Raw genomic sequence first — 26,482 nt, forward strand, 5'->3', positions numbered from 1 at the left:
AAACACTATGAGCAACCGTGTTGCGCTTGTAACCGGCGGAAGCCGAGGCATTGGTGCCGCTATTGTTGAGGCACTGGCAAAAGATGGCTACGACATTGCCCTTTCTTACGCCAACAGCGCAGATGCAGCCGAAAAGGTTGCCCAGAAAGTGCGCGCACTGGGCCGCAAGGCCGTTACAATCAAAGCCAATGGCGCTACGGTAGAAGGCAACAAGGCTGTTATTGCCAAAACCATTGCAGATTTTGGCCGGATTGATGCACTGGTGTGCAATGCGGGCATGTTTCCTTATGGCCCGATTAACGAAACCAGCGTTGAAGATATTGAAAAAGTTCTCAACCTGAATGTGCGCGCTGTTATGATTGAAACAGCAGAAGCCACAAAGCACATGCAAAAAGGCGGCCGCCTTATCTTTATCGGTTCTGCTTTTGGTGCGCGTGCGCCCTTCCCCGGCATTTCCCTTTATGCCACCACCAAAGCGGCACTACGCGGCTTTGCCAAAGGCGTTGCGCGTGATCTGGGGCCAAAAGGCATTACAGCCAATGTGGTGGAACCCGGCCCGATTGATACGGACATGAACCCGGCAGAAGGTGAAGTTGCAAAACTGATCAGCAGCTTTGTAGCAACCGGTGCTTACGGCACAGTGGCAGACATTGCCTCTACTGTTGCCTTCCTTGCCAGCCCACAGGCTGAATACATTACGGGTGCGGCCATTCCGGTAGATGGTGGTCTGGAAGCTTAAAGAGCTACCTATTTTCTAACGGGATTTTATTATAAGCCCCAACATCTTTTTACAGATGTTGGGGCTTTTTCTATTCCGTAGCCCCCGACAGCAAAAACTATGCTGACAGCGCGACATATTCCTGTTGGTCGGCCTGCGCAACATAGGGGCCAGTTGCTCGGACTTCCAGGCTGAGAATACCCATTTTGCTTGTTACGATGTTATGCAGTGGCAAAAAGGCATTGCCATCTGTCCATGCACAATCTTGCCAGCCCATATCATGCCACCCTTCTGGCTTGGATGGCGCCAGATGCTCCTGAACCTGCTGTGACACCCGAATAGAGCCAAAATGGATTTTGCCAACAGCAACACCCATTTGGCGACGGTCATCCACAAATGGTCCGATAGTGTCACATGGGCGACTGGAGCGAGATACCACGCGCACACTCTTCACACCTGCGGGAAGCATGAAGCTGTAAATGTTCTTTGATTTCTTGAATGGGTAAATAGTTGCCCCACTGTTTGTAATCAACTTGAGGTCTGGGTCTTCAATAAGGGTTTTTGGTGCTGTGCGATTCTCAATTCCCAGATCTTTTGCTCTTTCTTTAATTTTTTGAAAAATTGGTTCAACAAAATCACGCTGAACACCCAACGGTGCAGCGGCATCTTTATGCCAGTTTTTCTGTTTTCCACCAATTTTGATAACTTTGCCAACCTGCCGAAAGTTACGACGGTTTCCTGTATCCAGATAACTTTCAGTCAGCATACCATCTGCCATAATGACTGAATGTTTTTCCGCTTCAATATGATAGTAATCATAAGATGTTATGGTGGTATCATAATAAATGGAACGACCATTTACCAACATACGTGCGGGAACAAACTTGCCTTCTACAAATAGACAGTGTTCGGGCGTTATCAACATATCCTTAAAAGGTACGTTTTCTGAAATAGCATTTTTTAAAATACGTACAGGAAATCCGGCCTGATCTTCCGGCAAATTGGCATTGACAACAACATGCGCTGTTCCTGCCCATACAACTTCTTTTTGTTCTTCTTTATCACCAATAAAAACGGAAACCATTTCACCAGGAGCAATATCCTGCACCAGCATATATCCATTTTTTGTTTTTATTAAAGAATCTTTTAAAAAACATGCAAATGTATCGCTGTACGTTCCATCTGTTGAAATAGTTGTAACCAAGTCATGACCAAGTAAAGTGGTATTGAGATTTAACGGATTAGAAACAGTTGCTGTGTCCGGAATCACAACGTAGAGGTTCTGGTTTGCATAACCCATGTCTCCTTCAAGATCTGTGCTAATAATTGTTTCTTTCTTTGCTGAATCATATGTTGCATATAGATCTGATGTGGAAATAGAAAGATCTAATGTGAAAGGATGATCATCTGGATTGCTGATTTCATAATAATACGAATCTGAAAGATTGGAAGAATCAGGACCAGAAAGAGATACATCCTGATTAGGTGAGGTAATTTCTATAGTTTTTAGATCTGACATTTGAGAATCACCATATAATTTTATGAAAACATGCCAAAACGTAAGAGCTTTTGAAGTGCGCCCATGAATGCAAAAATTACATACCTGATTTGATTATTTATTTTTGATAAGAATTAATGAACAAAATAAATACACTCCATGTAATATAAATTATTTTATTTAAATATTTAGCTGTGTATTCTTTTATTTGTTACTTTACTATACTGTTGTCAGAAAATGTATTTTGCCAGAATATAGGTCTGCCGCAATGGCACAACTTTCTTAGTCGAAGGTGAAAACCTATGAAAACTCTGAACGATTCCGAAATCGCTATGGTTGCTGGCGGCACGCTGGGCGATGCTCTGGGCACCACACTGACAGACACACTGGCTGGTCTGGATATTGGTCTGGCCACCATCCTTAGCGGCGTGAACAACACGGTGAATACTCTGGTTCCTGCTGTAACAAGCGGCGCAACCACGGTTGCCGATGGCCTGCTGACGGGCCTGAATGCCACAACCAATGGCGTAACCTCCCTGCTGGATGACGTTCTGAAAGTTTAATTTCAGGAATTTCCAGGCGGTTTTTAAAAATCCGCCTGGTTATTTTGCAAAAATACTAAAGTGGTAAAACCTTGCTCTCTTCAAAAAAGCCTGCATGAGTTCGGACCTTTTTAGACGTGAGGTTCTGGAAGCGCGACGCCAATCATGGCTTGGGCAAGTTCAGACCTCTCAACCGCTTTCTATCCGAATTGCGGCATGGTTCACGCTCGCCCTTGTGGTGCTGGCCATTCTCTACACTATCTGGGGTGTTTATACCCGGCGTGTGCACGCTACCGGCTTAATGGTTCCTCCTTCAGGCCTTATTACCGTTAATGCCAATACAACTGGCACTATTGCGCAACAAAACGCCATAGAAGGCCATCACGTTAAAAAAGGTGATGTGCTGTTCACCATAGATCTGGAAGCAACATCTTCATCTGGTCCCACGCAGGAGCACATCCTCTCCCAACTGCGCCATCAGCGCGACCTGTTGCAGCAGCAAAAGAATATTCGCACGCAGGATGCTCCCGTGGAAAAACAATCCATGGTGACCCAGATCCGTTACCTCAACCAGCAACATCAACATATCGGGCACCAGCTTGATAACGATGTCCATGTGCTGCCAGTGGTAGAAGCTGCGGTACGCCGTATGCAAACGGCACAATCCGCACATCTGGTGACAGAAACACAATTCCAGAGTCAGCTTTATACTTATGCCCAGTTGCTAAGCAGTCATGCACAGTTTTTGCAAAGCTATACGGACACAGACGGAAAGATTGCGGACCTGACCACAAAGCTCATTCGCTATGATGGCCAACTGGCGCATGATCTGAATGATCTGGACAAGCAGATTGCCCAGATTGACCAACAGATTGCCGAAAGCGAAGGCCACCGCAGCAGTATTATCCTTGCTCCGGATGATGGCACCCTCACCGCTATTCGCGTTAACCCCGGCCAACAGGTTTCGTCTGGCACGCCCCTGCTCACATTATTGCCCACAGGCCATGCCCTGGAAGCTGAATTGTATGTCAGCTCTGCCTCTATAGGCTTTTTGCATGAGGGCGAGCCAGTGTTGCTACGCTATGCCGCCTTCCCCTATCAGCGTTTTGGTTTGTATCGCGGTCATGTCAGCGAGATTACGCGTGCGCCTGTTACCGCAACAGATGGCACAGGCCAGAAAGCTGCCCCTTCAGACAAAGACAAAACGCAATCTCAAAATCCGGGGCAGGATATTTACCGCATCCGCGTGCGCCCCGATCAGCAGTTTGTTGATGCCTATGGCCAACACAAGCCGCTTGAAGCTGGCATGGAAGTTGAAGCCGATATCGCTATTGATACCCGCAGACTTTACCAGTGGATTTTTGATCCCGTTATCAGCATGCGTGATGATTTTTACGCCGTGAGCGGAGGATTGAGGTAATGGGCGTAACCCTCAAATCTCTTGAATTCGGGTGGCGTTCGCGCACGCCTGTTATTTTACAGGTAGAAGCTGCAGAATGTGGTTTGGCATGTCTGGCCATGATTATGGGCCATTATGGCAACCAGATTGATCTGGCCACATTGCGCAGGCGTTATTCCATATCCGTTAAAGGTGTTACGCTGCGCGATCTTATCGCTACGGCTGATACGGTGGGCCTTTCCACCCGCGCCGTGCGGCTGGAACTGGAAGACCTGCCCAACCTGCGCATGCCCTGCATTTTACACTGGAGCATGAACCACTTTGTGGTGCTTACGCAGGTTAAGGGCAACAAAGTTACTATTCATGACCCAGCAGTGGGCCGCCGTACGCTTAGTATGGGCGAAGTCTCGCGCGAGTTCACGGGTATTGCCCTGGAAGCCACGCCAAACGATAGCTTCCGCCGCGAAGATGACCGAGAAACCCTGCGCTTGCGCGATCTGTTTCGCCATGTCGCTGGGCTGCGCCCTGCCCTGATGGTGCTGGGTGCGCTTTCTCTTGGGTTGGAAGTCATTGCGCTGATCATGCCCATGGTCTCGCAAGTCGTGATTGATGAAGTGGTGGTAACAGCAGATCACGAACTGCTCATTACCATTGCTTGTGGCATGGCCCTGCTTTTGCTTTTGCAAATGCTTATTGGCTGTGTGCGCCAATGGGCTGTGCTGCTGCTGAGCACGCGCGTGGGCCTGCAATGGAACACCAGCCTGTTTGACCACCTCTCTCGCTTGCCATTAGATTATTTTTCCAAACGCCATGTGGGCGATGTGCTTTCACGCTTTAACTCTCTGGGCACCATCCAAAAAACCATCACCACCGATATGGTGCAAACGGTTATGGATGGGGTGATGGCTGTGGGCATGGCCATCATGCTGTTCATTTATGGTGGCTGGCTGGGCATGGTGGCTATGGTGGCCACGGGGCTGGATGTGCTGTTGCGGCTGATTACCTACCGTATCTACCGTGAGGCATCTGAAGAACAGATTGTAATTGATGCGCGCCAGCAAAGCCATTTTATAGAAACCCTACGCGGTATGGCCAGCGTAAAACTTTTGGGCCTGCGTGAACGCCGCCGCACCACATGGCTGAACTTGCTGATAGACAGCATTAACATCCGCCTGCGCCTGCAACGGTATGATCTGATTTATGGCCGCATGGGCGATCTGATTTTTGGCGCTGACCGCCTGATCATGATGGTTCTGGGTGCAGGTGCTGTTATGAGCGGCCACATGACTGTGGGTATGCTGGTGGCTTTCCTGTCCTACAAAGATCAATTTGCCACACGCATTGGCAACCTGATTAGCAGTGGCTTTCAGATACGTATGCTGAATGTGCAGACAGACCGTTTGTCTGACATTGTGATGACAGACCCGGAAGCCACAAGCACCACGGCTGCTATGCCGCCACCCCGCCTGGATGAACAACGGGCCAGTGGCACGCTCAGTTGTTCTGGCCTGTCTGCCCGCTACGGCTCACAAGATCCGTGGATTTTCCGCAATATTTCACTAGAGGTACCTGCAGGCAGTAGTGTTGCCATTGTCGGCCCTTCGGGCTGTGGCAAAACCACATTCCTTAAGGCCCTGATGGGGCTGATGGAAACGCAGGAAGGCAGCATTCGGCTGGATGGTGCAGATCTGGAAAGCCTGACGCTTGAAGGCTATCGCAACCGCATTGCCGGAGTGTTGCAGGATGATGGCCTGTTCTCTGGCTCTATTGCAGATAATATCAGTGGTTTTTCCGAACAGGTGGATGAGGCATGGCTGGTGGAATGCGCCACCCGTGCTGCCATTATTGACGATATCAAGCGCATGCCTATGGGGTTTGAAACCTTGGTGGGTGATATGGGCAGTGGGCTTTCTGGTGGGCAAAAACAGCGTGTTATTCTGGCACGTGCGCTCTATCGCAAACCCGAAATCCTGTTTCTGGATGAAGCCACAAGCCATCTGGATGAACTGACCGAACACAAGGTGGCCGAAGCCCTGCGCGATATGAACATTACCCGCATTATGGTTGCCCATCGCCCGGCAACCATTGCACATGCAGATACCATTTATATCTTCCAGCCCGGCGGCGTGCTGACCCAGTATCAACCACCCCATCAGCAAAACAGGGCGGCATCTTAATTTTTGGGGTTAAGGAATACGCACAACCAGCCGCCCCCGCACATGGCCTGCCAGAAGCATATCCGCAGCCTGCGGGGCTTCTGCCAGATCAATCTCACGCACCATGTCATCAAGCTGACTAGGGTTTATCAGTTCAGCAAGGCGCGCCCATGCTTCCTGCCGCTCTCGCCGGGGGCATTGCACGCTATCAATGCCCACCAATGTTACGCCGCGCAAAATAAATGGGGCCACCGTTGCGGGAAAATCCATCCCTCCGGCCAACCCGCATGCTGTAACCACCCCTTGAGGGCGCATACTTGCACACACCGAGGCCAGAACCTGCCCCCCCACAACATCAACCGCACCAGCCCAACGCGCTTTTTCCAACGGGCGGGATGGCGTGGTAAAATGCGCGCGTGGCAATACGTCTGCAGCCCCCAAACTGTGCAGGTAAGGTTGCTCCTCCAACCGCCCGGTTACTGCCACAACCTGATACCCCAACCGCGACAGCAGCATGATAGCCACGCTACCCACTCCGCCGCTGGCACCGGTAACCAGTACCGGCCCGCTTGCAGGTTCCACCCCTTCACGCTGAAGGGCCTGCACACACAGCATAGCCGTAAAGCCCGCCGTGCCGAGCGCCATAACCTGCCGCCCATTTAGCCCCAAAGGTTGTGGCAAAGCCCATAAACCCGGCACACGCGCCAGTTGGGCAAACCCACCCCAGCGGTTTTCCCCCAAGCCATGCCCGGTCACAATAACATCCTGCCCAACAAGAACCGCCGGATGTGTAGAAGCCTCAACTTTACCTGCCAGATCAATACCCGGCACCATGGGCCAGTTACGTATGATCGGGCCCTTACCTGTAAGGGCGAGCGCATCCTTGTAATTAAGGGATGACCACTGCACCCGGATTGTTACATCCCCTTCTGGCAGGTCTGCCTCTGCCAGTTCACGCAGCGTAACCTGCTGACCAGTTTCTGTTTTTTCTACATACAGGGCTTTAAACATGTTTTTTCACCGCTGGTTAAGCTTTTGCCACCCATCAACCGGCCAAAATCTTGGGCACGGTACGCAGTACACCAACGCATGCAAAGCCCATCTGTGCCTGCATGACAGTATTTTGAAGTTTCCTCTCATTCCGGTTGGGAACAAAAATTAAACTAGGTATCTGTTCGGCCTGCGGGTATAGATGAAGCCACCATTACAGGTTTCACTTTATTTCGGACGTTCTCTTGTTCCTGTTTATTATGGGTCTGCTGACCCTTGTCCTGCTGATTGCTGTCAGCATTCTGATTTCACTTTCCGAGATATCCTTCGCAGCTGCGCGGGAAGTCAGGCTTCGCAGTCGTGCAGAAGCAGGAGACAAGCGCGCCCAAGCCTTTCTGGCCCTGCGCCGCAACAGCGGACAGGTGATGACCGCCATCCAGATCTGCCTGAACGGCGTAGGGATTCTGGGCGGTATTGCCAGTTCCGAAATGTTCACCCCGCCTGTAACCGAATTTCTAAGCCGCTGGGGCATGTCAGACTGGTGGGCGCAGAATCTGGCCTCCACTTTCAGCTTTATTTTTGTAACCGGCGCCTTTGTTCTGTTTGCTGACCTGCTGCCCAAGCGCGTAGCCATGAACAACCCGGACAAAGTGGCCATGGCCGTGGGGTGGTTTCCCCGCGTGGCCCTACGGGTGCTGTATCCGTTTGTGTGGATTTTTTCCAAGATTTCCGATGCCATTTTGCATGCGCTGAAAATTCCGGCAGCTTCTGCGGTGGAACCCATTACACCGGAAGACCTGCATGCCATTCTGGCTGCTGGCACGGCATCCGGTGTGTTGCTACAGCAGGAACACCAGATGATTGAAAACGTGCTGGCCCTACAGGCACGTTCCGTCACCTCCGCCATGACCCCGCGTGATGAAATCATCTTTCTGGATATTCAGGACACGCCTGAACATAACCACGAAAAGGTACGCACCAACCCTTATTCCCGCTATCCGCTATGCAATGGTGGGCTGGATAGAGTTATCGGCTCCATTCGTGCGGAAGACGTGCTGGCATCTGTGGTGGATCCTTCCATCGCACCCTCTGGCCGCCCCCATAGCAACCCCATCGCCCGGATGCGGCGTGAAGTTCTCTCTGTTCCCGAAACACTGAACCTTTGGGATACACTGGCTCAGTTTGATACGCACGGCACCGGCTTTGCCCTGATTGTCAATGAATACGGGCTGGTTGTGGGGCTGATTACCTTTAAAGACATTATGGGCGTGCTGATGGATGGGCTGGCCAGCCCGTTTGAAGAACAAGCCATTGTAAAGCGTGATGAGAACTCATGGCTTGTAGATGGCGCCGCGCCGATTGGTGATGTTATCCGCGAACTGCATGTCGTGGATTTGCCCGATAGCGAGCAGTTTGACACAATTGGTGGCTTTATTATGCACCGTCTGCGCCGTATGGCCCGTAAGGCAGACAGGGTAGATGCCGCTGGTTTCCGCTTTGAAGTGGTGGATGTGGAAGGATTCCGTATCAATCAGCTACTTGTGACACGTATGACCGAGACCCCATGAACTTTCCCCACTCCCGTTCCTCCGCTTTCCTTTTTGCCTGCTTTCTGGGCACCACCTTTTCTCTTTTTCCACCCGCAATCACTATTCCAGAGGCATCTGCTGCGCAGGCAGATGTCTTTGATGCCACATTGGAACGGGTTGTGCTGGTTTCTCGCCACGGAATCCGCAGTCCAACCAAACCCTTGGACAAGCTAGAAAAAAAGACCCGCCATACGTGGACACCTTGGCCCGTTCCCCCCGGTGAGATGACGGCGCATGGCCAGTTTGATCTGGGCCTGATGGGGCAGTTTTTAAAAAGCTATTACCATATTGCCAGCAGGGATAGCTCTGCCCGTTGTCTGCCGGAGCAGCCAGCTTTTATCTGGGCAGATTCCGCCAGCAGCCGCACACAACACAGCGGCGATATTCTGGCTGCCGCGTTAAGCGATGGTTGCCAGACGCAAGCGCGCTCCATGCCTGCTAAAACACATGATCCGCTGTTTAACGCCTTGGCTGCCCAAAGCACGGCGCTAAATACAGATGACGTTGAAAAAAACCTTAATCCAGATCTCACACCGGGCACGGAACTGCCACCGCCAGTGCAATCGGGCGTTCAAACCCTGCAAGCACTCTTTGCCCCCAACGCATGTACAACTGGCACAACGCCATGTTTTTCCAAGCATGCACCCCTTTCATGGAAAAAGGGTGCACCCCACGCAGAAAACGGGCTAGCGTTAGGTTCTACTGTTTCAGAAGCTCTGTTGCTGGAATATGTGCAGGGGTTACCTTCCTCTGTAACCGCAGCCCATACGGATACTGTAAATACGCTTAATAGCGTTTTACCTGTGCATAATTATCAAAGTGCACGTATGCGCCGCACCCCAGCCATTGCCATTCCTCGTGGTGGCAAACTGGCCCAAGCTATTTTAACACTCTTGAATGAACAGCCCCTTCCCCTACCGGATGGAAGCGTACTGCCTGCACAGGCCCGCGTGGTGATGTTTGCCGGGCATGATACCACACTGGATATGCTCACCACTCTGTTCGGGTTGGATTGGAACTTTACAGACCAACCGGACCCTACCGCCCCCGATACAACTCTGGCTTTTGAAACATGGAAGCACTCTGATGGACGCAAAGAAATCCGCTTTGCTGTTTTCCATCAATCTCTCGCCCAACTGCGAGATGGCCTGAAACTGGACAATATTCCGGGGCAAGGTGCGCCCCTGCCGTTAACCAGTACACTGTGTAACCAGCCTAAAAATGAAACCTGTTGGCTGGAAAACTTAAGCCAGAATGTGCCGCAACATTAAGGCACACGGCCTATGCATTGAAACCGCATTGCATAGGCCAGCATATTTTTACCTAAATGGTTTAAGAAACCGAAACGCCGAGCGTGTAATCTTGTTACCTTTGTAACGCACCTGCGTTTTTTTAGGTAAAACGCCAAAATGTTCTTTAACCCGGTAAGTATCTAGGCTGAACCCAGCTTCCAGCGCTTCCTTGTAAAGCTCGTCAAATTTCTGTTGCAGATCTGGGCGCGGATGGTTGTAAATTGTGCCATCAAACCAGTGCTTGCGCTCTTCCCCTTTCAGCCGCTTCAAGGAGTATTTGTGGGAAAACTGCGTACCCATATCCGAATAATGCAGAAATTTTAACGCTTCCAGCGGCATACCGTCGCCATCCAGATTGCTGAAGGCGGGATCTAGCGGCTGGATATACTCGGGGTGCTTTTCAAAAAATGTTTTCAGCTTTTTGTGGGCCGAGGCGTCTTTCTTAATTTCTGCCAACGGGGGCAAAAGCTTCATGGCGGCTTCACAATCCCACATCAGGGTCCCCAACCGCAAATCTCGCCCCTGACCAGATGCCAGCATCACCTTGCCTTGTGGAATAGGCTGGTTCCATAGCTCTGCAATATCTGAAAGGGCAAAAATATCAGCATCCATATACAGCGCACGGCCCTTGCCACCACAATAGGCAGGAATGCCCCAACGGAAACCAGAAAAAGGCGTTGGCCATTCCGTTGTATTCCAGCCTTCCTCTGGTTTCAGGCCAGAATACCAGAAACTGGAAGGATCACGCGTAAGCTGCATGAAAGTAATATCAACCGGCAAACTACTATATTTTGTAATACTATAGTGTAACACCATTAACTGTTCGAGGTCACAATCATTTGGATCACAGCCAATAAACAGTTTCACTACGGCATTCATTCGTAGGTCTTTCATATTGATTTTTTGTTATTAGAATAAACGCTTGCATAACAGAAAGAGCCAACACTTCAAACAAAAGTCAGGCTAGTTTATTTTTTAATTACTGCAGGACCGTTTATCTTGTAAGAAATCTTTTCCTGGTCATATTTTCATTCTTTCTTTTCCTTAAAAATGGCATGATTACCTACCATATATACGTATGTATCATGGCTTATATACAGAGGACAAATATACATGAAACTTCATAAAGCAGCGTTTGCCTTTCTGCCGGCGCTTTTGCTGGCTGCTTGTGCTGAAACGCCCATGGGCCCGACTGCACAAGTACTGCCCGGCCCAGGCAAGGATTATGGCACCTTCCTGCAGGAACAGAATTTCTGCCGCTCTCAGGCTGCTGCTGCTGTGCATGGTCAGGCCGGTAGCCAGAATCGCAAGGCTCTGTATGGCGGCCTGGCAACCACTGCGCTTGGCGCTGGCCTGGGTGCTGCTGTTGGTGGTGGCACGGGTGCTGGCATTGGTGCCGCAGCTGGTGCGTTGGGTGGTGGCCTTGGTGGCAGTGCATATTCCAACAGCCAGCAAGGCGGCATCCAGACCCAGTACAACAATGCTTATGTAGCCTGCATGGTAGCCTACAAAAACGTGCTGCCTGCCCCCAATGCTGGTTATATGCCCCAGCAGTAAAAGCTACGCTTTACCAGTCCACACATATTACGTGGGCTGATAATAGCAAAAAGGGATCGTTCCTTCCGGAACGATCCCTTTTTTAATGGCAGAATGTTGGGTTTAGAATGCAGCCTGCACACGGGCGGCAACAGAGTTCCCATCCCGGCCAAGAATGTTATAGGCTTGGCTATTACGCGTTACGATAAAGTGGTTGAAGTCCAGCATCACACGGAAGTGGCGGTTGGGATACCAGTTCACCCCACCGGACCATACTGTCTGGCGGCCACCGCGCACACTGTTTGCCGTATCATCAAAATCAGCCACACTGTAACGGCCAGAAAGTTCCAACGCACCCCAGTAGCCATGTGCGGGGTCAAATTCGTGCTCTACACCCGGAGCAGAAAACGCGCCTTCTTTTTCATTATACATACGGGGCTTGCCAAACAGCGTATAGTTGGCCGCGCCATAGTAACCCTCAAACGACAGAGACGGCAGAGACTGCCCACCCTGCTGCTGATTACGGGTTACGCCGATGTGGTAATATTCACCCTTCAGCACCAGCTTTTTCCAGCGGAAACCCAGTTCCGGGCCAGCAGACCATACGGAACCAATGTTGCGCAGGGCACCCGTGTTCAACAGCGCAGTGGTTGTCAGGTTAACTTCCGGTGCTTCCTTAAAGGTATAGGTGCGGCCATTGGTGCCATCATTCACCTTGAATGCGCTAATGGCAGAAAGACCCAGATGCACGTCTATGTCTTTAGAAACATAAGGGCGCCCGGCAACACGGAAGGTGCCACCTGTCTGGCTATCGCCAATGTTGGCATCCTTGGCGCGGTTACCAAATGTCTGTCCGGTGAAATACCCTGCAATCCACCAGCGTTTTTCATAATGCAAGCCACCAACACTAAAGCGGGCATCGCCTGCGGCAATGTTACGCACGATATCCGTAATGGCGGGACGTTCCATCATTTCGAAATCGTTGGAGCTTTCGGAATCTTCTTCCGTCACACGCGGCTGGAAGTAACCTACTGTCAGAATAGTGTTGTGCAGACCGGTGTAGTTCAGGTTGGCTTCATACAGACCATCCGACCCGTCCGCGCTGCCAGACCCGAAATCAGGCGTTACGTTTGCCACCCAGTCTTTATACCGGAAGGTGAACGGAATACGCAGGCGGCGAGCGTTTTCTGTAAAGCTGGAGAAATCACCCTTGGTTTCACCCCGGCGGGGAGACATGCCCATAAAGCCACCGAAGTCTTCATGGAATGCCAGACCGATGGACAGACCATAAGCGCCATCTTCAGATGCAACCGTAAAGCGCCCTTTGGGGAAACCGATGGTCATGCCACCAACGTGCACATTTTCATCCTGCTGCGTCGCTGCCTTGAAATCCTTCCATGATGTCGTCATGCCGCGGTCAGAGGGAGGCGTGCCAACACCGTTGTTCAGCAGAATATTTTTGTGCGGAACTTGTTCACCAAACTTTACGTTGGGGTCTACATCGTTATCAGCATATTTTTCCGGGAACTTATACCCGTTCTGTGCCGTTGTACGTGCAGTCCGGCGGGAAACAGGGCCTTTCTGCCGTGTTTCGTTCTGAGCGATCTGAGATTTAAGATGTGTGATCTGCCCCATCATTTCACGCCGCATTTCAGCCATTTCAGCTTTCAGGGCGCGGATCTGGGCATCATCTGAGCTGGAAGCCTCGGCCACTGGGGCGATTCCAGACATTAAAATAGAAGCAAATGCAAAAGATGGAAGAAGCGGTGAACAACGACGCATCATGGCCATTCCAAAAGAGAAGAGGAGCGATGCGTGGTGAATAACTTTATTCCAACTTTTTGTGCGTGACGCTTAGATGATGGTTTCATGACAGTTTCATGAAAAAAGCGGCCCACAAAGGGGCCGCTTTCCATAATAAAATATATTATTGAAATAAGGGTATTAAAAACTGCTTATTTACCTGCCTGCCATGCAGATTGAATGCTGTCTTTAACAGCTTTGGGCAGTGGCACGTAATCCAGCTTTGCTGCGATGGAATCGCCCTTAGCAAAATCCCAGATAAAGAAGCGCTTTACAGCTTCATCACGCACAGGGTTACGTGCTGGCAGCGGCACCAGAACATAGGTGGCAGAAACAATAGGCCATGCCTGTGCGCCAGAAGTGTTCAGTAAATTCACAGAGAAATGCGAAGCATTTTTCCAATCTGCGGCTTCTGCTGCCTGAGAGAAGCTGGCCTGAGAGGCAGCAACAGCCTGACCAGAACTGTTCTTGAGGCGAATGGTGGTCAGATGGTTACGGCTAGCATAGGCGTATTCCACATACCCTACGCCACCTTCGGTGTTCTGCACGGTGGCAGATACGCCATCGTTCCCACGTGCGCCCAAACCACCGGGCCAGCTGATGGATGTGCCTGCGCCGTACTGATCATGCCAATTTTTGGAAGACTGATCGAGGTAGGACGTAAACACAAATGTTGTGCCAGACCCATCTGCGCGATGGATAGGTGCCACTGCGGTATCTGGCAGGGAAACACCCGGGTTAAGTGCAGCAATTTTCGGGTCATTCCAGCTGGTGATATCGCCGGAATAAATAGAAGCCAGCACATCACCGCTCAGCACCAGCACATCTGCCTTAATGCCCGGAATGTTCACAACCGGCACAATCCCGCCCATAACGGTGGGGAACTGAAAAAGATGTGCGCTTTCCAGCTTTTTGGCATCCATAGGTGCATCAGATGCCCCAAAATCCACCGTGCCTGCCAGAATCTGGTTCTGCCCGGCGCTGGACCCTACGGTCTGATAATTTACATTAACACCTGTATCTGCTTTGGCGGCAGAGGCCCATGCCTCATAAATCGGGGCAGCAAAACTGGATCCCGCACCAGTTACACTTTGTGCGTGAGAAAAGGAGGGCACCGCAGCCAGCAAGCAGGCAACCGCAGCAGCACAGGTTTCAGACCGAAAAGAAAAACGCATTTTGGGGAGCATCCCTAAGCATCAACACAAAACGGCACCAGTACATGCCGCCTCTGCTTCGTAAGGGAGGGAACGCAAAAATGGGTTACGTCTGCAAGACAGTTTGGTGACAGTTTGATGAATGATCCGCCACCAAAGGTAAAAGTGGTAGCCAGATATGGCAGGACGTGCCCTGCCCCACAGCACTTTCCACCACAAACCGTCCGCCATGCCGGCTGACAATATGCTGCACAATGGCAAGCCCCAACCCACTACCTTGCACTGCGGCCGCAGTTTTAGCCACGCGGTAAAACCGTTCTGTTAAACGCGCCAGATGCCGGGCCGGAATACCGGGGCCATTATCTGTTACACTCAGCACAATACCTGGCGCAGATGGCCAACGTTGATCTGCCTCTGCCTGCTGGCAACTTATGGTAATAGATACAGGTTTACCGGCCTTTGTTTTTTCTGAAACAAGGCTGTATTTTATGGCATTTTCAACAAGATTAACCACAACCTGCAAAAGTTGGGTTTCATCCCCCGCAACCTGCCAGTTCTGATTTTCTGGCGGCTGCACATCAACTGTAACGGGTAAACCAGAGCTTAGAAGATCTCCTTCTGTCTGGCACTGATCCAACAGATCAACCAGCCGCACCACGTCTCGCGGTTTCTGATGTTCCTGCATTTGCACGCGGGAAAGATAAAGCAGACTGTTCAGCAGGTTTTGCATCCGCTTAGCCTGCTGGGCCATAATTTCCAAAAACTCTTTTTGTGCTACTGGGTCATCCGCAGCAGGCCCTTGCAGGGTTTCTATAAATCCCAGCAAAGCTGCCAAAGGGGTGCGTAATTCGTGGCTGGCAAATGCCACAAAATCTGTATGCTGGCGCTCTGCAACAACGGCATCTGTTTCATCATGCAAATCAACAAAAACCAGAGTTGTTTGCGCATTGGGTGCTGTGTTTTCCCGGCGCATACTTATGGGCAACAATGCTGCTGGTAAACTTTGTTTTTGTAAAACAGCCTGAACGACACGAAGGCGTGGAATATCCAGAATGACACGCACACGGCCAGGCTGTATGTTCCCTGCCTTTTGCGCAAGCACCACATCCAGTTTGGCCTGAAACGCCGGATGGCGCACTATACTGCCAAGGTCCCCATCAAACTGTTGTTCAGCCATTTTGGAAACCACGCATAACCCGCGTGTTTCGTTTATCACCAGCATGGCGGCGGGCAGGCAAGCCATAACCTGCTCCAAGCAAGGTTGTGAAACTTCCTTACTGGGGCTGCGCCGGGCAAGAACAGGCACACGGCTTGCAGAGGCACGCATGCGCCCAAGCACCATACCACCCAAAGTTGCCATGGCTGCACCAGCTATGGCCCCTTCCCCCATTATCAGCCATGCCTGTGCAACCATGCCAAAAATTTACCCTGTTCTAGCCCTGCGGCAGATCCAGCGCATACCCTCTGGCGCGCACTGTACGGATAAGATCCTGCTCATCACCTTCATTCAGGGTTTGCCGCAGGCGGCGGATATGCACATCCACAGTACGCAATTCTACAAAAGAACTGCGTTCCCAAGCATGTTTCAAAAGTTCCTCGCGAGAGAAAACTTTACCCGGATTGAGCATAAAGAATTCTAGCAGACGATATTCGGTTGGCCCCAAAGCCAGCAAACGCCCACTACGTTCTACCTTGTGGCTCACTCGGTCCATCACCAACGTATCAAACCGCAGGGTTTTATCTGCTGGAGGCAGGCGGCGCAGCATGGCTTTTACGCGCGCAAACAGCGCCTCCATGCTAAAGGGTTTGACAAGATAATCATCCGCTCCGGTATCTAAACCGCGGATCGTATCTGTTTCTTCCCCACGTGCGCTCAGCATCACAATCGGAAGAGTTGCCGTTTTGGGTTGCCCCCTTAGCTGGCGGCACACTTCCAAGCCAGAAATACCCGGCAGCATCCAATCCAGCAACAACAGATCAGGGCGTTTTTGGCGCACTTCTTCAAGTGCTGCTTCACCATCCCCAACAACACGGACTGCATATCCCTGCTTTTCAAGATTGTAGCCGATAAGCCGGGAGAGTGCCGGATCATCCTCAACCACCAGAAGATCTGCCTTATTCATGCTTTCCCTGCTTTTTGTAACATGATTGAAAGATAGGGGGTTCTCACAGCAAAAAACAACGTCCCGCCACCTTGCAAGAAAGAGATCATGTGTGAAAACCGCTTATATATCGGGCAAAAAGTACCCGTATGAAAGTTTTGTGAAACCCTCACAAAGTTGCAACAAAAAAAGGCCTTCCCGTATGGAGAAGGCCCTTTTGTTACAAACACATTGCCTGCCAGATCAATCTTCAAACGGGTCACGCATCAGAATGGTGTCATCCCGATCTGGGCTGGTGGAAAGCAGGGTAACAGGTGCGCCCACCAGTTCTTCAATCCGGCGCACGTATTTAATGGCCTGAGCTGGCAGGTCTGCCCAGCGGCGTGCACCGTGGGTGGTTTCCTTCCAACCTTCCAGCGTTTCATAAACCGGGCGCACACGCTGCTGCGCTGCCGGAGCGGAGGGGAAGCGTTCAATCTTCTGCCCGTCCAGTTCATACCCCACGCAAATCCGGATTTCATCCAGACCATCCAGCACGTCCAGCTTGGTAAGCGCCAAACCGTTTACACCACCAACGCGCACGGCATGACGCACCAGAACGGAATCAAACCAACCGCAACGGCGCGGACGGCCCGTGTTGGTGCCAAATTCATGCCCACGTTCGCCAAGGCGGCGGCCTGTTTCATCATGCAGTTCTGTAGGGAACGGGCCTTCACCCACACGGGTGCAATATGCCTTGGCAATACCCAGCACAAAACCCGCAGCCGTTGGGCCCATGCCAGACCCTGTGCCCGCATTGGCAGCAACCGTGTTGGAACTGGTTACAAACGGATAGGTGCCGTGGTCCACATCCAGCATTACAGCCTGCGCACCTTCAAACAGAATACGGCGGCCTGCACGGCGGGCATCATCCAGAATATCCCAAGTAGGAGCCATATAAGGCAGCACTTTAGGGGCAATATCTGTCAGGAATGTAAGAAGTTCTTCTTTGGTGAATACGGTTGCACCCAGCCCTGCCAGCAGGGTGTTGTGGTGCAGCAGCAGTTCATCCAGCTTCCAGTCCAGCGTTTCTGGCTCAGCCAGATCACACAGGCGGATAGCGCGGCGGGCCACTTTATCTTCATACGCAGGGCCAATGCCACGGCCCGTGGTGCCAATTTTACGATCACCACGCGCAGCCTCACGCGCACGATCCAGCGCGCCGTGCACAGGCAGAATCAGGGGGGCGTTTTCTGCAATCTTGAGCGTATCAGGCGTAACTTCCAGACCCTGCTCCTGAATACGGCCGATTTCTGCCAACAGAGCCTGCGGGTCCACCACCACGCCATTGCCGATAATGCCCAGCTTGTTGTTCACAACGCCAGAAGGCAGCAGGGAAAGCTTGTAAACCTGATTGCCCACAACCAGCGTGTGCCCGGCATTGTGCCCACCCTGAAAGCGCACAACAATATCAGCCCGACTGGCAAGCCAATCTACGATTTTGCCTTTGCCTTCATCACCCCACTGGGCGCCAATCACGGTTACGTTGGACATGGATGGTGTGCTCCTGAAAGAATCTTGCCGCTAAACTGAAAGAGAAAAAGCCCCTTACGGGGAAATTATGACAGGGCCGTACAAACGGTACCACGCAACACGTGGGTGCACCCTAAACGGCGCGCTTCAATCTCTGGCTCTGCGGTGAGAGAAGATGCCGCCAGCGTGGCATAACCCTGCGTGCGCAAGCGCGCAGCCTCCCGCTTATCTACCCCCGGTGCCAGATAGACACGAGGGCGTGCAGGGGTTGGCGGAATCATGCGGAACAGCACATCTGGCCGCAATGTCAGCCCGCATGCGGGTTCATTATCATTACACAGGTACCGGCCACCGCGCCCCAGCTCTTCCGAACGGCCAACGGCAAACAGCGTTACGCACACACCTGTGTGGTATTTCCAGCCCCGGAACTCTACGGGGTCTACCGTCATACGCAGGTTGGGGCACTGCTCACGCAGGGCGGCCACTGTATCCACCAGGCGGTCCAGAACAGCGCGGGCTTTGGGGGGCAGAGTAATTTCCGTCAGCCGCGCTACGGCATGTTCTGCCAACCCGGTGGCTTCCAGCAACGCAATAAGCGTGCTTGCCAATGCCCCGCCCTGTTCAGCCACCGCTGCGGAGTCCTTACGGTCCAACGCACGCATAAGGGCGGCACGTTGTGCTTCGGGCACTTTGCTTTCTTCCAGCAGGGCCGGAATAAAGGGCGGCATGGTGAGATCGAAGGAAACATCCTTCACACCCAGACGCTCAAGAGCTTCCGCCCCAACAGACATGACCTCTGCATCCGCCTCTGGCGAATCCGGGCCTATCAGTTCGATACCTGTCTGCATGATCTGGCGGCTGCTTTCTTCCGCAGCCACGGGAGAAACCACAACACACACACCGGCGTAAGAAACACGCAGCGGGCGCGGCGTGCTAGCCACACGCGTTGCCGCCATACGGGCAACCTGCGGCGTAATATCCGGGCGCAGCACCATCATGCGGCGGGTATCCGGGTCCATCACCCGGAAACTCTGTTCCGCAAGGGCCGCACCGGCACCCGCCAGATACGTGTCCTCAAACTCTATAAGAGGAGGCCGCACGCGGTCGTATCCGTGGGATGCAAACACGTCCATAAGCGTGGCAACACCTTCTGCCTCGGTTCGGGCATCGGGCGTTAAAAAATCTACAAAGCCTGCGGGCAGCAGCGCCGGGCTGAAAGGCGGGTCTTCCGTCATGCTTCGGGCTATAGCACTGCATGGCGTGCCCGTCATGCCCGCAAAGGGGCACTTTTTGCGCTATATGCGTCTAACTGGTGTGGTTTTTTCAGCCATCTGCGTTGCCGGGCAAGGTTTCCCACCCTGTGCCAATAAAAGTCAGCACACGGCGGCCCATGCCATCTGCACGCAAGACAATCAGATTCTGGTCTTCCAACCAACCAAGCAAACGGCGCGCACGCCCTTTTGAAACCGTGCCATACACCCGCGCAATAGCGGCATCAGATGGGCATGGCTGCCGCTCCAATGCGGCGCGGGCCAGAAAAAGCCCCACGGCCTGAAGGTCCTCCGGCAAAGTGGAGGCCAGCGCTTCAGCCTCCTGCCATTCAGGCTGAGTAGATGTTTCTTCATCCACCCCACTGCGAGCGGTAGCCAAGGCCCGGTTAAAGCGCCGCATATCCAGCGCATTCCGCCCAAGCCCAGCAATACGACACCGCACCAGAAAATCCTGATACAAAACCGGTGCAGGGCGAAAGGCAGCTTCCTCATCCTCCATCATGTCACGCAAGATGGCACGCATGCGGGCTTCACGCTCGGCTTGGGTTTCGGATGTTTCTTCGGGGGCTTCCTGTTCAGCTTGGGCAGCCTGTGCCTCACCATGCGCAGCAAGTTGGGTGAGTAAATCAGGCGGTGGCGGTGCAGGTGCCTTACGCGGGCGTACCGGCATATCCTGCACAGGTACGGGGGCCAGAATAAGATCATGCACAGGCGCAGGTGGCGGCTCAAACGGTGTGAGAACCGGACCGGCAGAACGGCTTTCTGTCTCTACCGTGCCAATACGCACCGGCATTGGCCTACGGCACAAGGCCGGGCCAAGCGCTACAAAGGTGCCACGCGCCAGATCGCGGAACGATTCGGCCTGCCTGCGCTCCATCCCCAGCAGATCTGCCGCACGGGACATATCAATATCCAGAAATGTCCGGCCCATTAAAAAGTTGGAAGCCTCTGCGGCCACGTTTTTGGCCAGCTTGGCCAAACGCTGTGTGGCAATAACCCCGGCCAAACCACGTTTACGACCACGGCACATCAGGTTTGTCATGGCGCCAAGGGATGCACGCCGGGCTTCGTCCGAAACCTCACCCGCTGCGGCAGGGGCAAAAAGCTGCGCTTCGTCCACCACCACCAACACCGGGTACCAGTATTGGCGCGGCACCTCGAACATACCGCCCAAAAATGCAGCCGCCCAGCGCATCTGCTGGTCTGCATCCAAGCCTTCCAGATTCAGCACAACAGATGCACGGTGCATACGCATGCGCTCGCCTGCAGCATGCAGCGCCATTTCGGAATGGTCTGCGCCATCAATCACCAGATGGCCGAATTTTTCCGCAAGGCTGACAAAATCCCCCTCCGGGTCAATAATCGCCTGCTGCACCATGCGGGCAGATTGCTCCAGCAACCGCCGCAGCAAGTGTGATTTACCAGACCCCGAATTGCCCTGCACCAGCAGGCGCGTGGCCAGAAGTTCGGCCAAATCTAATTGCGCCGGGCCACCCCCCGGCACTTCACCCATTATAATCATGCTGCTCATGGCTGGAGGGGATACCGCTTAGCCCCTGTATCCTGCAACCATGCCTGTAGGCCCTTTGCTGCCGCACGCCCCGTGGCAAGGCAGGCATGCAGCAGATAGCCGCCAGTTGGGGCCTCCCAATCCAGCATTTCACCCGCCACAAATACGCCGGGCACTGCACGCAGCATAAAACCCTCTGTGCAGGAGTCGCGCGTAATGCCACCCGCGGTAGAAATGGCACGGGCAAGCGGTTGTGGAGCGCTCAATACAACTGGCACAGCTTTTAACCGCGCGGCCAAGGCTTGCGGTGAGGAAGGAATATCCTGCCCCCCTTCACGCAGCAGTGCGACAGCAACAGGCGGCAGCCGCAACGCCTTGCGTAATTTGTTGGAAAGGCTCTCACGCGGGCGGGTGGCGGCCAGACGGCGGGCTATTTCCTGCTCTGGCATATCCGGGCGCAAATCCACCAGCACAATGGCCACGCCTTCTTCGGCAATAGCTGCCCGAATTGGCGCAGACAGCGCATATATCGCGCCGCCTTCCAGCCCGTTGGCCGTTACCATCACTTCACCCTGCACGCGTTGCCCTGCAAAGCTGAGCGCTACAGGTTTAAGGGGCTCGCCTGCAAAGCACCCCCGAAACAGATCAGACCAAGCTGTTTCAAAACCACAATTTGCGGGCTGCAATGGCGCTATATTAACGCCCTGCTGCGCCAGAACCGAAACCCAACCTCCTGCACTGCCCAAGCGTGGCCAGCTTGCCCCACCTAACGCCAGCAATGTGGCATCTGCCTGCATGGGTTGTGGTTCAGGCTGCCCTTCGCGCTGCACAAGCAGGTAGCCTTGTGCATCCCACCCTTTCCATGCGGTACGGGTGTGAAACACAACTCCAAGCTCCCGCAGCCGTGCCAGCCATGCACGCAGCAACGGAGATGCCTTCATGGCCGAAGGAAATACGCGGCCAGAAGACCCCGTAAAATGGGCTTGCCCCAGCCCTTCCATCCAGTGCTGGATGTCCTGCGTGGTCCACGCATCCAATGCTGAGCGCAACCAGGATTGCGCCACACCATAACGCCGCATCAAGGCCTCATGCGGTTCGGAATGTGTGATGTTTAACCCACCCCGCCCCGCCATAAGCAGCTTGCGGCCAACACTGGGCATACGCTCCAGCACCTGCACGCCGTAACCAGCTTGCGCCAGATATTCCGCCGCAGCCAGCCCCGCAGGGCCAGCCCCGACAATAACGATGTTAGCGGCTGAGGCATTTGTCATGGGCAAGATATTACTGGAATCGGAAAAGCGGAATCATACCGCCTTTCCGCCAGCACTGCGCACAGCTTTTGCCAGATCTTCAATCTGCGCCAACACGCGCGGAAGAGTTTCTGCCGTAGCGCGGCCTTTGTCATCCAGCGTTTCTGCCAAGGTGGACAGCAGGGCCGAGGCTACAACTGCACCATCTGCAATGCAGGAAGCATTGGCGGCCTGCTGCGGCGTACGCACACCAAACCCAATGGCAATCGGCAGTTTGGTGACCTTACGCAAGCGTGGAATAGCGGCTTCCAGATCATGCGTCGTGGCAGAACGTGTGCCCGTAATGCCCGTGATGCTGACGTAATAGACAAAGCCAGATGCATGAGAGAGCACATAAGATAGGCGCTCATCCGACGTGGTAGGTGCCACAAGCCGGATGATATCCAGCTTGTTGGCTTTGGCAAATGGTGCCAGCACATCGGCTTCTTCTGGCGGCAGATCCACCAAAATCAGGCCATCCACACCGGCACTGGAGGCATCGCGGCAGAAGCGTTCATAACCATAGGATTCTACCGGGTTCAGATACCCCATAAGGATAATCGGGGTTTCGTTATCCTGCTGGCGGAAGTCCGTTACCATATCCAGCACGCCTGCCAACGTGGCCCCGGCTTTAAGGCCACGGCGGGCAGCGGCCTGAATAACCGGGCCATCGGCAGAAGGATCTGAAAAAGGCATGCCAATTTCAATCAGGTCTGCGCCAGCAGCGGGCATTTTCCGCAACAGTTCGAGCGATGTATCCCAATCTGGATCATACGCTTCCAGATACGGGATAAGCGCGCCGCGGCCTTGGGCGGCTAATGCTTTAAAACGGGCTGCTATACGGCTCACAGCTTGACCCCCAGATGTTCGGCAACAGTGAAGATGTCTTTATCACCCCGGCCAGAAAGGTTGACCACCAGCAGGGTATCCTTGGAAAGCGTAGGCGCAATTTTTGCGGCATACGCCACGGCATGGGCGGATTCCAGCGCAGGAATAATACCTTCCATGCGTGTGCAGAACTGGAAGGCATCCAGTGCCTCGTTATCCGTAATGCCTACATATTCTGCACGGCCGATATCATGCAGCCATGAATGCTCGGGCCCCACGCCGGGGTAATCCAGCCCGGCACTGATGGAATGTGCTTCTTCAATCTGTCCATCTGCGTTCTGAAGCAGATAGGTGCGGTTGCCATGCAGCACACCGGGGCGCCCACGCTCAATAGAAGCTGCGGTTTTGCCGCTATCCAGCCCGTGGCCAGCGGCTTCCACGCCAATCAGACGCACAGATTTATCATCCAGGAACGGATAGAAAATCCCCATAGCGTTGGAACCACCGCCAATAGCCGCCACCACCACATCTGGCAGACGGCCTTCGGCAGCCTTCATCTGAGCCTTGGTTTCCGTGCCGATCACGCTCTGGAAATCACGCACCATAGCCGGATACGGATGCGGGCCTGCCACTGTGCCAATAAGCATGTAGGTATCGGCAATATTGGCCACCCAATCACGCATGGCCTCGTTCATGGCATCCTTCAGCGTGCCTGCGCCGGAGGTAACGGGCACCACCTCCGCACCCAGCAGACGCATGCGGAACACGTTGGGCTTTTGCCGTTCCACATCGGTAGCACCCATGTAGATTACGCATTTCAGGCCAAACAGAGCGCATACGGTTGCCGTGGCCACACCATGCTGGCCAGCCCCGGTTTCCGCCACAATACGGGTGCGACCCATACGCCGGGCCAGCAGAATCTGCCCCATGACGTTATTGAGCTTGTGTGAGCCCGTATGATTGAGTTCTTCACGCTTAAGAAAAATTTTAGCGCCACCGAGTTCTTCCGTCATGCGCTGGGCAAACCAGAGCGGGCTGGGGCGGCCGACATAATCTTTCAGATAGTAATCCAGCTCCTTACGGAAAGCCGGATCAGCCTTGGCGGCCTTATAGGCCTCATCCAGTTCCAGAATGAGGGGCATAAGGGTTTCCGCTACAAAACGGCCCCCATGACGCCCACCAAAATGCCCCCGCTCATCCGGCTGGTGCCGGAGGGAATTGCTATGCACCGCTGACGTGCCGTGTTCCTTCGGATCTGCCATTTCTGGTCTGCCGCTCCCATACCGCGTGAAAAACCGCGCCTGCCAGATATATAAAAGCCTGACATCGCCTGTCATAACGAAGCCGCAGGCTTACCAGATACCGCAAGGCGTTGCACAGCCCTGCAACCACGTAACCTTGCCAGAAACATGTAGAAGGCCGCATAATTTGTAACAGTTGAATATTTGCAGCCCATACCGCCACCTGACATTCTGTGTTCAGAAAACAGTGGCCCTGCCTGCCTTCGGTAGCGCGCGCACAAAATGGAGAAACGCATGTTCCTGGCCCACCGGCCTGGTATGCCCGCACGGGCTATTGAGACCGCAGCCGACGCCGCCGATGCCGTATGGCTGGACCTTTTAGACCCCACACCACAGGAACAGGCCCTGGCAACCCAGTTATGTGGCCAGCCCATTCCCACTCTGGATGATCTGAATGAAATTGAAAGTTCATCCCGCATTAGCGTGCGCAATGGTGCGGCCTTTCTTTCCTCCCCTTTATTACAAAAAACTGGCCCGGAATTTCAGACAACACCGGTAGGCTTTATTCTCACGCAAAACCGGCTGTTCACTATTCGCTTTCAGGCCTACCAGTCTTTTGAAACGGTGGCTTTGCTTGTGGCGGACCATGCGCAGGTTATGCCTGCCCCCCATGCTATTCCCACGCCAGAAACAACGGCCCCTACGCCTGCATCCACAGCCGCGCCCTCTGCCCCATTGCACACCCAGCATGATGCAACCCTGCATGCCGGGGAAATTCTGGTGGCGTTGATTGAAACCATTGTGGACCGGCTGGCCGATATTTTAGAAAGTGTGGGAGACCTGCTGGATACCCTCTCTCACGATATTTTCCGCACCCGCCCATCTGGGTCCGCAGTGCGTAATATTGCCTCCTGGCAGCGTGATCTGCTCCAGCGCGTTGGCAGTTCGGGTAATCTGTGTTCACGTATGCGCGATACGCTTTTGGGCATGGAGCGCATTGCCCTGTTTTTGAGCGAAAGCCGCAAAACGGCCAGCGCCATTCCCACCCCCGGATACATGCTGAGCACACGCCACATCACCACGGATTCCGTACCGCAAGAAGGGGGGAGCAATACTGCCGCCGCCTATGCACTTTCTAACCCGCTGCGGATGCGCATTACCACCGTAAGCCGAGACCTTTCCTCGTTGGATGCCTATGTTTCCCAAGCGCAGGACAAGGTGGAATTTCTGCTGGATGCCACGCTGGGCTTTATCAACATTGAACAGAACGGGGTGATGAAGGTGCTGACAGTTGTCAGCTTTATTGGTGTTGCCCCAACTTTGATTGCCGGTATCTATGGTATGAACTTCAAGAACATGCCTGAACTGAACTGGTCTTTCGGATACTGGTATTCACTCGGGCTTATGGCCTCCACCATTGTGTTGCCGCTACTGTGGTTCTGGAAAAAAGGCTGGCTGGGAGGGATCAAGTAAGATGCATCAGTTCTGGAAAACGGCTTTTTTCTGCGCCTCTCTTATGGGGGCCGTTGCTACGGCACATGCCGCGCCTTCCACACCCGTTCAGGCTCCGCCGCCTAACGGATATCAGGCATTTTTTGATCATCTCAGTACCGAGCCTCTGCGCTATGCCGCCATTTCTTCACACAGTGGCAAACGGCTTCTTGTAGGGCTTCATCCCTCTACAGAAGGCCATGTGACAGGGGAATTGATGCTGCTGGATGGCACCATGCGCCCGCTGCTAACGGCAGATGTGGAAGGCACTGCGCCTGACCTGCAAAATGGGCAAACAGGTGCATGCCAGCTCACAGCCACCCTGAAGGAAGACAGCCTGCACCTGAATGGCCCGTGCTCGCGAGATCAGATTTCCGGCGGGCTTACGCGCACCATGCACCCTTCCCAACTGTGGTCGCAGGTCAACAGCTTTATCTCGCCCGATATGTCCATTTCTGCCGTGTGGCTGACGCGCGCCGGGTGGAATGCGGCCATTACACCCGCGCCAACGCCATGAAGCCCACACCACAAGGTTATTGACGACACATCGGGCCATCGTTA

General features: G+C 53.4%; 22 protein-coding genes. 9 read left to right on the forward strand and 13 right to left on the reverse strand.

All coding sequences use genetic code 11. The features are described from left to right. Positions 1–7: 7 nt before the first annotated feature. Positions 8–739 carry an SDR family NAD(P)-dependent oxidoreductase gene (locus ABNV41_RS12280; protein ID WP_050819142.1) on the forward strand — a complete coding sequence of 244 codons (732 nt, stop codon included), beginning with the start codon at positions 8–10 and terminating at the stop codon, positions 737–739. Positions 740–836: 97 nt separating this feature from the next. On the opposite strand, the gene ABNV41_RS12285 is transcribed toward ABNV41_RS12280, so the two are convergent. Continuing rightward, positions 837–2,261: a Hint domain-containing protein gene (locus tag ABNV41_RS12285; RefSeq protein ID WP_050819141.1), complete on the reverse strand. Its 1,425-nt coding sequence runs from the start codon at positions 2,259–2,261 to the stop codon at positions 837–839. A gap of 257 nt (positions 2,262–2,518) precedes the next feature. On the opposite strand from ABNV41_RS12285, the gene ABNV41_RS12290 reads away from it, so the two are divergent. The 3 genes from ABNV41_RS12290 to ABNV41_RS12300 all read left to right on the forward strand — a co-directional run bounded on the left by ABNV41_RS12290 (position 2,519) and on the right by ABNV41_RS12300 (position 6,334). Further along, positions 2,519–2,779: a hypothetical protein gene (locus tag ABNV41_RS12290; protein ID WP_349934776.1), complete on the forward strand. Its 261-nt coding sequence runs from the start codon at positions 2,519–2,521 to the stop codon at positions 2,777–2,779. 94 nt (positions 2,780–2,873) lie between these two features. Further along, positions 2,874–4,178, forward strand: a complete 1,305-nt coding sequence (locus ABNV41_RS12295) for an HlyD family secretion protein (RefSeq protein WP_050819139.1) — start codon at positions 2,874–2,876, stop codon at positions 4,176–4,178. Next, positions 4,178–6,334: a peptidase domain-containing ABC transporter gene (locus tag ABNV41_RS12300; protein ID WP_087651704.1), complete on the forward strand. Its 2,157-nt coding sequence runs from the start codon at positions 4,178–4,180 to the stop codon at positions 6,332–6,334. The genes ABNV41_RS12295 and ABNV41_RS12300 overlap by 1 nt, the downstream gene beginning before the upstream one ends. 9 nt (positions 6,335–6,343) lie before the next feature. On the opposite strand, the gene ABNV41_RS12305 is transcribed toward ABNV41_RS12300, so the two are convergent. Then, positions 6,344–7,324 carry an MDR family oxidoreductase gene (locus ABNV41_RS12305; protein ID WP_050819137.1) on the reverse strand — a complete coding sequence of 327 codons (981 nt, stop codon included), beginning with the start codon at positions 7,322–7,324 and terminating at the stop codon, positions 6,344–6,346. A 224-nt stretch (positions 7,325–7,548) separates the two neighbouring features. Here ABNV41_RS12305 and ABNV41_RS12310 point away from each other — a divergent pair, with 224 nt between their 5' ends. Together ABNV41_RS12310 and ABNV41_RS12315 are read left to right on the forward strand one after the other, a co-directional pair. Beyond that, entirely contained in the window at positions 7,549–8,871 is a 1,323-nt protein-coding gene (locus tag ABNV41_RS12310; RefSeq protein ID WP_050819136.1) for a hemolysin family protein, read from the forward strand. Next, complete coding sequence (locus ABNV41_RS12315; RefSeq protein WP_050819135.1) at positions 8,868–10,163, forward strand: histidine-type phosphatase; 1,296 nt, start codon at positions 8,868–8,870, stop codon at positions 10,161–10,163. Before ABNV41_RS12310 ends, ABNV41_RS12315 begins: the two co-directional genes overlap by 4 nt. 48 nt (positions 10,164–10,211) lie before the next feature. On the opposite strand, the gene ABNV41_RS12320 is transcribed toward ABNV41_RS12315, so the two are convergent. After that, entirely contained in the window at positions 10,212–11,078 is an 867-nt protein-coding gene (locus ABNV41_RS12320; RefSeq protein ID WP_050819134.1) for a glycosyl transferase, read from the reverse strand. 219 nt (positions 11,079–11,297) lie between these two features. Between ABNV41_RS12320 and ABNV41_RS12325 the strand changes: the two genes are divergently transcribed. Further along, on the forward strand, positions 11,298–11,741 hold the full coding sequence (locus tag ABNV41_RS12325; RefSeq protein ID WP_006116868.1) for a glycine zipper family protein: 444 nt from the start codon (positions 11,298–11,300) through the stop codon (positions 11,739–11,741). Positions 11,742–11,843: 102 nt separating this feature from the next. Here the strand turns inward: ABNV41_RS12325 and ABNV41_RS12330 are convergent, their stop codons facing one another. From ABNV41_RS12330 to trpB, 10 genes are all read right to left on the reverse strand, one after another. Next, the gene (locus ABNV41_RS12330; protein ID WP_050819133.1) at positions 11,844–13,511 is read right to left on the reverse strand and encodes an OprO/OprP family phosphate-selective porin; all 1,668 of its coding nucleotides are present in this window, start codon (positions 13,509–13,511) and stop codon (positions 11,844–11,846) included. Between the two features lie 164 nt (positions 13,512–13,675). Continuing rightward, positions 13,676–14,710: a phosphate ABC transporter substrate-binding protein PstS gene (gene pstS / locus ABNV41_RS12335; RefSeq protein WP_080986740.1), complete on the reverse strand. Its 1,035-nt coding sequence runs from the start codon at positions 14,708–14,710 to the stop codon at positions 13,676–13,678. Between the two features lie 73 nt (positions 14,711–14,783). Then, positions 14,784–16,091 carry a cell wall metabolism sensor histidine kinase WalK gene (locus ABNV41_RS12340; protein WP_050819132.1) on the reverse strand — a complete coding sequence of 436 codons (1,308 nt, stop codon included), beginning with the start codon at positions 16,089–16,091 and terminating at the stop codon, positions 14,784–14,786. 19 nt (positions 16,092–16,110) lie between these two features. Continuing rightward, positions 16,111–16,800: a phosphate regulon transcriptional regulator PhoB gene (phoB, locus tag ABNV41_RS12345; protein WP_019088766.1), complete on the reverse strand. Its 690-nt coding sequence runs from the start codon at positions 16,798–16,800 to the stop codon at positions 16,111–16,113. A 222-nt stretch (positions 16,801–17,022) separates the two neighbouring features. After that, on the reverse strand, positions 17,023–18,312 hold the full coding sequence (locus tag ABNV41_RS12350) for an adenylosuccinate synthase (RefSeq protein ID WP_050819131.1): 1,290 nt from the start codon (positions 18,310–18,312) through the stop codon (positions 17,023–17,025). Between the two features lie 65 nt (positions 18,313–18,377). After that, positions 18,378–19,562, reverse strand: coding sequence for an ATP phosphoribosyltransferase regulatory subunit (locus tag ABNV41_RS12355; RefSeq protein ID WP_050819130.1), 1,185 nt, complete (start codon positions 19,560–19,562; stop codon positions 18,378–18,380). 52 nt (positions 19,563–19,614) lie between these two features. After that, complete coding sequence (locus ABNV41_RS12360; protein ID WP_050819129.1) at positions 19,615–21,093, reverse strand: ATP-binding protein; 1,479 nt, start codon at positions 21,091–21,093, stop codon at positions 19,615–19,617. Further along, positions 21,090–22,343 carry a TIGR03862 family flavoprotein gene (locus ABNV41_RS12365; protein WP_050820316.1) on the reverse strand — a complete coding sequence of 418 codons (1,254 nt, stop codon included), beginning with the start codon at positions 22,341–22,343 and terminating at the stop codon, positions 21,090–21,092. Before ABNV41_RS12365 ends, ABNV41_RS12360 begins: the two co-directional genes overlap by 4 nt. 33 nt (positions 22,344–22,376) lie before the next feature. After that, positions 22,377–23,210, reverse strand: coding sequence for a tryptophan synthase subunit alpha (gene trpA, locus ABNV41_RS12370; RefSeq protein ID WP_050819128.1), 834 nt, complete (start codon positions 23,208–23,210; stop codon positions 22,377–22,379). Further along, on the reverse strand, positions 23,207–24,526 hold the full coding sequence (gene trpB, locus ABNV41_RS12375) for a tryptophan synthase subunit beta (RefSeq protein ID WP_196332612.1): 1,320 nt from the start codon (positions 24,524–24,526) through the stop codon (positions 23,207–23,209). Before trpB ends, trpA begins: the two co-directional genes overlap by 4 nt. A 186-nt stretch (positions 24,527–24,712) precedes the next feature. Between trpB and ABNV41_RS12380 the strand changes: the two genes are divergently transcribed. Further along, entirely contained in the window at positions 24,713–25,903 is a 1,191-nt protein-coding gene (locus ABNV41_RS12380) for a magnesium transporter CorA family protein (protein WP_349934777.1), read from the forward strand. A gap of 1 nt (position 25,904) precedes the next feature. Next, positions 25,905–26,438 carry a hypothetical protein gene (locus ABNV41_RS12385; protein WP_087651699.1) on the forward strand — a complete coding sequence of 178 codons (534 nt, stop codon included), beginning with the start codon at positions 25,905–25,907 and terminating at the stop codon, positions 26,436–26,438. Positions 26,439–26,482: the final 44 nt, after the last annotated feature.

The sequence above is a fragment of the Acetobacter sp. A11-2 genome (genome assembly GCF_040208445.1).
GTDB classification, from domain to species: Bacteria; Pseudomonadota; Alphaproteobacteria; order Acetobacterales; family Acetobacteraceae; genus Acetobacter; species Acetobacter oryzoeni.